This is a genomic window from Pseudomonas sp. IT-P258, assembly GCF_949767825.1.
GTDB lineage: Bacteria > Pseudomonadota > Gammaproteobacteria > Pseudomonadales > Pseudomonadaceae > Aquipseudomonas > Aquipseudomonas monachiensis.
Genome location: NZ_CATKPU010000039.1, coordinates 1 through 8,851, shown reverse-complemented (window position 1 = coordinate 8,851; position 8,851 = coordinate 1). Strand labels below are relative to the sequence as shown.

The window sequence follows — 8,851 nt, the reverse complement described above, 5'->3', positions numbered from 1 at the left end:
TAAAAAAAGCCAACACAGGTTGGCTTTTAGCGGTACGAAAGATGGGCTATACGACAGACGACAGCACAAAGGAGGTCACGGTATTTTCCACCCCGGGCAACGCGGCAATTTCAGTCCAGACCTTGTGCACCCGCTGTGGGCTCGCAGCGCCCACCCGCAGCATCAGGTCGAACTCGCCGCTCATGACATCGCACTGGATGACTTCCGGAATGGCCCGCAGCGCCTGCAACACTTCCGCCCCCCGCATCCGGTCGTAGCGGTAAACGAAAATCACCGCATTGATGTTCGACGTGGCTTGTCGCCCCTCCCCCGTGCGTATCGTATACCCCTGTATTACCCCGTCGCGTTCAAGTCTTTCTATGCGCTGGCGCACCGCATTGCGTGACAGATTGACCTTGGCCGCCAGTTCGGCGTGTGCAGCCCTGGCATTGAGCTGTAGTTGCGCGATGATGTGTTCATCGAGAGGGTCCAGAATTCGCTTCACTTGGCCTCCTGTTGTCGCGCCTTCACAGCGCACCGAGCCGCTCATGGATGGTGTTGAGGTCGTCCGGTTGAATCCGGTAAACCCGCGCCTGTCCTTGCGTCGCGACCTCAGGATGCAGCCCCGCCACACTGATGCCCAACTCGCCAAGCAGTGCCGCCGACTTGACCGGTGAGATTTCCCCCAGGGTCACCATTGGCGCCACCAGGCTTCGCCGATACAACCGGGCGGCAAGCACGCCGGTGGCCGTATGCGGGTCGATGACGTATCCCGTGTCGCGATACAGCGAGGTGATTTCCGTCAGCGTCTGCTCATCACTGACTGCGTAAGAGTCGATGATCATCCGCGCCTGCAACCAGAACTCGTTGGCGATGACCATCTCGCCGCTGGATTCGAACCCCTCCATCAGGGCACACACCGCCTGGTCGTCATGCCCGTAGAGCTCCCAAAGGAACCGTTCCAGATTGGAAAAGATCGACAGGTCCATGGCAGGCGAAAGCGTCTTGTTGGCTCGTGACCTGCTGTAGTGGTTCTTCTGAAACAACTGGTGCAACGCGTCATTCTGGTTGGTCGCAACAATCATCTGGGTAATCGGCAGGCCCATTTTTTGTGCGATGTAGCCTGCATACACCTCGGCAAAACTCGCCGCTGGTACGCTGAAACCAATCGGTCGCTGGCCGCCTCCCAGTTGCAACACGGCGTGGAAGTAAAACACCAGTTGCGCCAACACACTGACCCAGTTACTGGAGTTGAAACTGATCACCTCGTGCTGCGCATACGGCCATTGTCGGAACAGCCGGGTGACGATGTTCTGGCACTCGTCGAAGCTGCCGTTGACCGCGAACTGATAGACCCCTGGGTGCGCCGCTGCTTGCAGATGCTGGAGTTGGTCCCGGGGTACGCCCGCCTCCGGGTAAAACACCACCACGGGGGTGTCCTCGCAGTGCTTGAACGCCTCGATGGCCGCCAGCCCGGTATCGCCGTTGGTGGCACCGATCACCACCCCGCGACGCCCGCGCTTGCGCAGAAAATACGGCACCAGTCGTGCCTGCAATTGAGCGGCAAAATCCTTCGAGGAGCGAGTCGGGCCGTGGAACAGCTCCAGCACCCATTCGTTACGATCGACCTGATGCAATGGCGCCAGGGAACGATGGCTGAATTGACTACCGGCCTCTTTGAGCATGCGCTTGAGGTCTGTCTCGGGGATCGCCTCTCCCACAAACGGACTGATCACCCTGTAGGCCAGTTCGTCATAGGGCAAGGTCGACCAGTTGGCGATGTCCTGCGCTTCAAACAGCGGCAGTTCGAGCGGTACGAACAGCCCACCGTCCTCGGCAATGCCAGACAATACGACCTGTTCGAAGTCGACCTGCACGGCCGAATTTCGGGTGCTCACATAACGCATGGTTGGCTCCGGCCATTCATTTGAAACGATGTGCCTGCTCGACCAGCCAGGTGGAAAACATCACCGCGTCCGGGTGCTGCTCGGCCCCGGAACCGCGCACAAGGTAAAAAGACTCGCTGGCTTCGATACGCTGGGTAAAGGGTTCGACCAGCCGTCCATCCTGAAGCATCTCCTCCACCATCGAGGACCGGGCCAGGGCAATCCCCTGACCTAACTCGGCCATGCGCAAAGTCGAGATCAATGTGTCGAACTGCATGCCGGTCGAAGAGTCGACGGTGTCTGCACCGACCATGTTCAACCAGTAACCCCAACCCTCTTCGTAACCCAGAACATGCAACAGCGGATGGTGCGATACGTCCGAAGGGACCGTCAGCGGCGACTTCGCCATCAGGTCCGGCGAGCAGACCGGGAACAACGTGTCCCAGGTCAGGCGCTGCGACACCAGGCCGGGCCATTGACCGTGGCCCCAGCGAATCTCCATGTCATCCTCACCGTCCAGTTCCTTGACCCAGATATTGCTGATGTAGCGGATATCGACATGCGGATGCGCCTGGCTAAACCCCGCCAGCTTGGGTGCCAGCCAATGCACGAAGAACGCCAGGCTGCCACGTACCTTGATCGGCCGACGTTTGTGCTGGCCAAAAATTTCGTTGGTCCCCACTGCCAGTCGCGTGATCGCATCCTGCACCACCGGCAGATACGCCTGGCCTTCCTCGGTCAGTCCCAAGCCACGGGGCAAGCGCTTGAACAGTGCCACCCCAAGATGGCTTTCCAGTTGGCGGATCTGCTGACTGACTGCGCCCTGGGTCAAAAACAGTTCTTCGGCGGCATGGGTGAAGTTCAAACAGCGGGCAGACACCTCGAATGCCCGCAGCCAGTTCAATGGGGGTAGCGTCTTTTGCTTCATGGCTTGAACCTCTGGGACGCCCCCTCCACCGAGCACGCTTGCCCATCCCGTCGACGCTGACTAGAACGCGTCGGACGGTTGTGCCAAGGGGGCAACCGACAAGCGTCGCTCGCGGCTTTTGCGGGTAATGTAATACACGAAATAGCACCAGGCGATGAAGGGCAAACCGAAGTACAACGCCACTCGCTGCTCCGGATCGAACGCAATCCCGACACACGCCAGACTGCAGCAGACCAGCGCTCCCAACGGCACCCATGGATAACCCCGGACACGGAATTTCAAGTCGCGGATGTCACCGCCGTTGGCCACATAGTGACGACGGAAAGCAATCTGGCTCGCAGCGATGCTCATCCATACCACTACGACCGCCAATCCGGAGATCGATACCAGCGCCAGATAGATGGTATCGGCGGCGAACACACTGCTGAGCAACGAGGCTGCCCCACCCGCCATGCTGATGATAATGGCGTTGAGCGGCGTGCCCATACGCGTCAGTGCCGAGAAACGCTTGGGCAGATGACCCTGGTCACTCAGCGTCCAGATCATCCGTGACGCGGCATACAAACCGGAGTTGGCGGCCGACAGCAAGGCACTGATGATCACGAAGTTCATGATGTCTGCCGAATAGGGAATCCCGATGTAGGTGAACACAGTCACGAATGGACTCTCTACCAGGCCGGCCTGTTCTCGGGGCAATAGCGTCGCCAGGACGAAAATGGTCCCCACGAAAAAGATCGCCAGGCGCAGCACCGTCGTGCGAATGGCACGCGGCACATTGCGCTGCGGGTCCTTGGTTTCCCCCGCGGCAATACCGATCAGCTCTGTGCCGGAGAACGCAAAAGACACCGCCAATAACGTCATGGCTATCGGCATGACTCCCGTAGGAAAAAGTCCTTCGCGAGTGAAGTTGCTCAACCCGATACTGTGGCCCTGTTCGATGTGCAGCAGACCGAGAATCGCGCCACCGCCGATCATCAGAAACACTATTACAGTCACCACCTTAACCAGTGACAACCAGAACTCGGTTTCAGCGAACAGGCGCACCGAAATCACATTGGTCAGAAACACCAGGCCCGCAAACAGCGCACTCCAGATCCACACCGGTGTATCCGGGAACCAGCGCACCATCAAGATGCCGGCGGCGGTAAATTCAGAACCGATGGCCACCGTCCAGGTCAGCCAATACAACCAAGCCACGGTATAGCCGGTACCAGGCCCGAGAAAACGGGTGGCGTAAGTGCTGAATGAACCGGTTTCCGGCATCTGCACCGCCAGTTCGCCCAGGCACATCATCACCATGTAAACCATGAGCGCGCCGATGATGTAAGCGATCACCGCGCCCAAGGGACCGGCCTGGTTAACCGTATACCCGGACGTGAGAAACAGCCCGGTACCGATGACCCCGCCTAACGCCAACATGACAATATGCCGTGTTTGCATTTCCTGTTTAAAACCGGAACGCGAATGAAGTTGTTCTTCTTTTATGGACATGGTTGTTCTCATGAAAGTTATTAGGGCACGAATTAACGTCTGCAATGACTGACTGGGCAGAGTAAAAACAGGTCGCCACTAAGTTTTATTATTATTCCACTTCATGAACGCCCCACTCACATCCTTGTAGTGAGGTTTAGCGCTAACGCTTCAGCCTGCAACTTCGGTGCAATTTTCATTGATTGAAATCTGGGTACTTTCTTGTGCGGGTTCGTTGCCCGCCCCCCTGACAAATGCAAATGCCTGTTTCAGGTCGTCGAGCAGATCATCGGTGTCCTCGATGCCGACAGAGACCCGCACCAGCCCTTCGGAAATGCCCAGGGCCAGTCGTTCCTCCAGCGTGTTCTCGACATGGCTGGTGGTTCGCGCCGGACCGTAGATGGTTTCCACCGCACCGAGATTGCCCGCGCAGTGGGCGAATCGCAGTCGTGGCAAGAGCACCTTGACCGTGTCCATGCCGCCCACCACGACAAAACTGACGATTGCACCGAAGCCGGACATTTGCGCGCACGCCACCGCATGATTCGGATGGCCGGGCAAACCCGGATAATTGACCGACTCCACCAAGGGTTCGACGCAGAGGTACTCGGCCAGTGCGCGGGCACTGCGTTGCTGCTGACGCATGCGCAGCACCAACGTTTTCATGCCGCGAATGATCAGGTAGGCGGAGAACGGGTCGAGCGTCGCTCCATTGATTTCCCGGTAATGACGCACCTTGGCCATCAGCGATTCGCTACCGCACACCAGGCCGCCAAGCACGTCGCCGTGGCCGCTGAGAAACTTGGTGGCACTGTGAATGACCACGTCCACACCCAGCGCCAGGGGGTTCTGATTCAATGGCGTGGCGAAGGTGTTATCCGCCACCACAATGGCTCCGACGCGCTTGGCCGCAGCCACCAGACGCTCGATATCGAGTACTTTCAGCGTCGGGTTGGTTGGCGTTTCCAGGTACACCAATTGGCAACCCTTGGCGATTTCGCGTTCAATTTCTTCGTGATCGAATGTCTCGCACAACGTCACGTTCACACCGGTGCGCGGCAGGAACTCTTCGAAAATCTTGTTGGTGCCGCCATAGCTGTCCTTGGTCGACACCACCCGATCGCCATGGGCCAGGAAGGTGTAGAGCACACTGCTGATCGCCGCCATCCCGCTGCTGAAAGCCACGGCGGATTCGGCCAGCTCCAACTCGCGAATCTTTGCCTCAAGGGTCTCGACTGTCGGGTTGCTCATACGGCTGTAAATAAAGCCGGGGGCCTTGCCCAACGCTACGTCGTACCAGACATCTATGTCGTCGTAACCATATGCAGCACTGACTACGATGGGGGTTTGGGTGGCGTTGTAGGGATGCCTGACTTGCTCCCCACCCCACACGGCACGGGTTCCCGCACCCGCATTAACAAACCCTGCGTTGCCTGGTTTTTTATTCATAAAGACTACTCGCACTGAGGGGGGCGAATGTTGAGTCACTCACCGGATCTGGCGGCCAATATATTGAAAAGCAGCGCCGCCGAGAAACGATGTTATCGGTGCCAAAGGGCCGCTTTTTTTAATGGCTGTGATGGCGCAGATTCAGGTCAGTTGCGGCAACGAAACGATCTCTTTCAGGAGCGACATCGGCATTCAATACTCCGATAACGTGAGTTTTTCCTTGATCGCGCGCGGCTGCCAAACCTCCGGCCTCTACTGCGAGTGCAAAGTTTCCCGTGTCGATATCAGGCACGGAGGTGGCGCGATCAGGTATCTGGATTGTCGGACAAGCCGGGTAAGGTGGCGCAACTTTTCACTGCGCTGGTCACATCGCAGTGACAGAGCTTATAGAACAGTAGCGTTGAGGACTGTCGCTTTCAGGAGGGGCAACAGCAAGCCCCCATGATCGCCTCCCCCTCACTCAGAACGCTTGAATGTCGATCGCCAAAGAGTAAAAAAATGATCAGCCCGAGCTCCAAGGATTCGAATGGCCAATTGGCGCAGGGCTTCAAGCCTCGTCACGTCACCATGCTGTCAATCGCCGGTATCATCGGCGCCGGTTTGTTCGTTGGCTCAGGACATGCCATTGCAGCTGCCGGCCCAGCCGTCCTGCTGGCCTATCTATTTTCCGGCCTGCTCGTCGTTTTGGTCATGCGCATGCTAGGTGAAATGGCGGTGGCCAACCCGGACACCGGCTCGTTCTCCACCTATGCCGACCAGGCAATAGGTCGTTGGGCAGGCTTCACCATCGGTTGGCTGTACTGGTGGTTCTGGGTGCTGGTTATCCCTATCGAAGCACTGGCCGCCGGCCATGTGTTGAACCAGTGGTTTCCCCAGATCGATGCCTGGCTGTTCGCCCTGGTGTCGATCATTGCGTTGGTGATCACCAATCTGTTCAGTGTCTCCAAGTACGGCGAATTCGAGTTCTGGTTCGCCATGGCCAAGGTCGTGGCGATCATAGGTTTCATCGCCGTGGGTTTTGCCGTGTTGATGGGCTGGGTGCCCGATCGGGAAGTCAGCGGTTTGAGCGGGCTGATGGCCGAGCATGGCGGATTTGCCCCCAATGGCCTGTCGGCGGTAGTCGGCGCTTTCATCACCATCATGTTCAGCTTCATTGGTACTGAAGCCGTCACCATCGCCGCCGCCGAATCCGACAACCCGTCGCAGAACATTGCCAAGGCCACGCGTTCGGTGATTTGGCGCATCGGCGTGTTTTACCTGTTGTCGATTTTCGTGGTCATCTCCGTGGTGCCCTGGAACGATCCGCTGCTCGCCCAGGTAGGCTCCTACCAGCGGGCCCTGGAAATCATGAACATTCCTCATGCCAAGTTCATGGTGGACATCGTAGTACTGATTGCCGTGGCCAGCTGCATGAACTCCTCGATCTACATTGCCTCGCGCATGCTTTACTCGCTGGGCCGTCGTGGCGATGCGCCGAAGGCGCTGAAGGCGACCTCATCCGAAGGCGTGCCGCGGGCAGCGGTCATCGCCAGCACCGTGCTGGGCGCGGCGATCACTGTGTGGAGCTACTTCATGCCCGCCGGGCTGTTTGACTTCCTGCTGGCCAGCTCCGGCGCGATTGCCTTGCTGGTGTACCTGGCCATCGCGGTGTCGCAGTTGCGCATGCGTGGGATGCTGCATCGGCAGAACGTCGAGCTGACCTTTCGCATGTGGCTGTTCCCGTGGCTGACGTGGCTGGTGATCGTGTTCATTTGCGCAGCGCTGGCGGTCATGATGATCACCCCGGAGCACCGTACCGAAGTGAGCACAACCATTGGACTGGCGCTGGCGATTTCCTTTATTGGCCTTGTGACGTCGCGTCACCCTGCGCAGGCTGCGAGGGTGACGTCTGTGGGATAAAACCCCAGGAGGTGTTTGCGCCGAACCCGATACTCCCTGCGCCGAGGCTGGGGAGTATTACAAGCTCCTGTGTCTCAGGCCGTAATCGCTCCTTGTGAGGACATGACCACGATGTCATCGAACTCCACCGTGTCCGACGGTACGACTCAATCCGTTGGTTTTCTGCTGTTGGATAAATTCACACTTATTTCCCTGGCGTCCGCGGTAGAGCCATTGCGCATGGCCAATCAGTTGTCGGGGCGAGAGCTATACCGCTGGCATACGTTCAGCCCCGGTGGAGAGCCTGTCTGGGCCAGTGACGGCGTGCCGATCACTCCGGATGCTTCATGGAGCAATCCATTAGTGGCGGACACTGTAATCGTGTGCGGTGGTGTTGGAATCCAGAGCGTGATTACCCGCGTGCACATTACCTGGCTGCAAGCCTTGGCGCGTCAATCCAGACGGTTGGGAGGTGTGTGCACCGGCAGCTGGGCGCTCGCAAAAGCCGGGCTGCTCGACGGCTACGAGTGCAGCGTGCATTGGGAATGTTTGGCTGCCATGCAGGAAGCTTTCCCGCGAGTCAGCATCAGCGCGAGCCTCTTTACCCTCGACCGGAACCGATTCACAAGCTCCGGCGGAACAGCGCCAATGGACATGATGTTGCATCTGATCGGCCGCGATCATGGCCGTGAATTGTCGGCGGCCATTTCGGATATGTTTGTCTACGAGCGCATCCGCAATGAACAAGACCATCAGCGCGTTCCGCTTAGGCATGTACTGGGAACTCATCAACCCAAGCTGCAGGAGATCGTCGCGTTGATGGAAGCCAATATCGAGGAACCGCTCGACCTCGATAACCTTGCAGAATACGTTGATCTGTCACGTCGACAGCTAGAGCGGCTATTTCAGAAATACCTCCACTGTACGCCGTCACGCTACTACCTGAGATTACGTCTTGTTCGGGCGCGACAACTGCTTAAGCAAACATCATTGTCGCTCATCGAGTTGGCGTATGTATGCGGTTTCGTGTCCACACCACACTTTTCCAAATGCTATCGCGAGTACTTTGGTGTTCCACCAAGCGACGAACGTTCCAACTCTGAATTGAGTCGCAAACCTGCAACGCTTGCGACTACGCAGCAGTCATCGACCAGACCGCTGACAGCGCTAGACCAGGCACGAAACGAATCGACTTTTGCCAGTGTTCGGATGATTGATCGTTCTGATCTGGCGCAATTGCGCTGATCGGCCGTCCCCATTT

General features: G+C 57.9%; 8 protein-coding genes. 2 read left to right on the top strand and 6 right to left on the bottom strand.

Going from position 1 to position 8,851, the window contains the following annotated elements; all coding sequences use genetic code 11:
• Positions 1 to 46: 46 nt before the first annotated feature.
• The 6 genes from ACM6G4_RS15855 to ACM6G4_RS15830 all read right to left on the bottom strand — a co-directional run bounded on the left by ACM6G4_RS15855 (position 47) and on the right by ACM6G4_RS15830 (position 6,004).
• The gene (locus ACM6G4_RS15855) at positions 47 to 484 is read right to left on the bottom strand and encodes an Lrp/AsnC family transcriptional regulator (RefSeq protein ID WP_056724223.1); all 438 of its coding nucleotides are present in this window, start codon (positions 482 to 484) and stop codon (positions 47 to 49) included.
• 22 nt (positions 485 to 506) lie between these two features.
• Positions 507 to 1,886 (bottom strand): threonine synthase, encoded by a 1,380-nt coding sequence (gene thrC, locus ACM6G4_RS15850; RefSeq protein ID WP_414914068.1) that lies wholly within the window; start codon positions 1,884 to 1,886, stop codon positions 507 to 509.
• 16 nt (positions 1,887 to 1,902) lie between these two features.
• A complete protein-coding gene (locus ACM6G4_RS15845) occupies positions 1,903 to 2,793 on the bottom strand; it encodes a LysR substrate-binding domain-containing protein (protein WP_056724220.1) in 891 nt (296 codons plus the stop codon).
• Between the two features lie 60 nt (positions 2,794 to 2,853).
• Entirely contained in the window at positions 2,854 to 4,284 is a 1,431-nt protein-coding gene (locus ACM6G4_RS15840) for an amino acid permease (RefSeq protein ID WP_056724218.1), read from the bottom strand.
• A 150-nt stretch (positions 4,285 to 4,434) separates the two neighbouring features.
• The gene (locus tag ACM6G4_RS15835; RefSeq protein ID WP_414914067.1) at positions 4,435 to 5,712 is read right to left on the bottom strand and encodes a cystathionine gamma-synthase family protein; all 1,278 of its coding nucleotides are present in this window, start codon (positions 5,710 to 5,712) and stop codon (positions 4,435 to 4,437) included.
• A gap of 118 nt (positions 5,713 to 5,830) precedes the next feature.
• Positions 5,831 to 6,004 (bottom strand): hypothetical protein, encoded by a 174-nt coding sequence (locus tag ACM6G4_RS15830; protein WP_162252414.1) that lies wholly within the window; start codon positions 6,002 to 6,004, stop codon positions 5,831 to 5,833.
• Positions 6,005 to 6,210: 206 nt separating this feature from the next.
• Here ACM6G4_RS15830 and gabP point away from each other — a divergent pair, with 206 nt between their 5' ends.
• Positions 6,211 to 7,611 carry a GABA permease gene (gabP, locus tag ACM6G4_RS15825; protein ID WP_414914066.1) on the top strand — a complete coding sequence of 467 codons (1,401 nt, stop codon included), beginning with the start codon at positions 6,211 to 6,213 and terminating at the stop codon, positions 7,609 to 7,611.
• Positions 7,612 to 7,722: 111 nt separating this feature from the next.
• On the top strand, positions 7,723 to 8,835 hold the full coding sequence (locus tag ACM6G4_RS15820; protein WP_409079473.1) for a GlxA family transcriptional regulator: 1,113 nt from the start codon (positions 7,723 to 7,725) through the stop codon (positions 8,833 to 8,835).
• Positions 8,836 to 8,851: the final 16 nt, after the last annotated feature.

Bases quoted from the DNA above. Each gene is read 5' to 3' on its own strand.
- thrC (WP_414914068.1), bottom strand. From the start codon at position 1,886: ATGCGTTATGTGAGCACCCGAAATTCGGCCGTGCAGGTCGACTTCGAA.
- ACM6G4_RS15845 (WP_056724220.1), bottom strand. From the start codon at position 2,793: ATGAAGCAAAAGACGCTACCCCCATTGAACTGGCTGCGGGCATTCGAG.
- ACM6G4_RS15840 (WP_056724218.1), bottom strand. From the start codon at position 4,284: ATGTCCATAAAAGAAGAACAACTTCATTCGCGTTCCGGTTTTAAACAG.
- ACM6G4_RS15835 (WP_414914067.1), bottom strand. From the start codon at position 5,712: ATGAATAAAAAACCAGGCAACGCAGGGTTTGTTAATGCGGGTGCGGGA.
- gabP (WP_414914066.1), top strand. From the start codon at position 6,211: ATGATCAGCCCGAGCTCCAAGGATTCGAATGGCCAATTGGCGCAGGGC.
- ACM6G4_RS15820 (WP_409079473.1), top strand. From the start codon at position 7,723: ATGTCATCGAACTCCACCGTGTCCGACGGTACGACTCAATCCGTTGGT.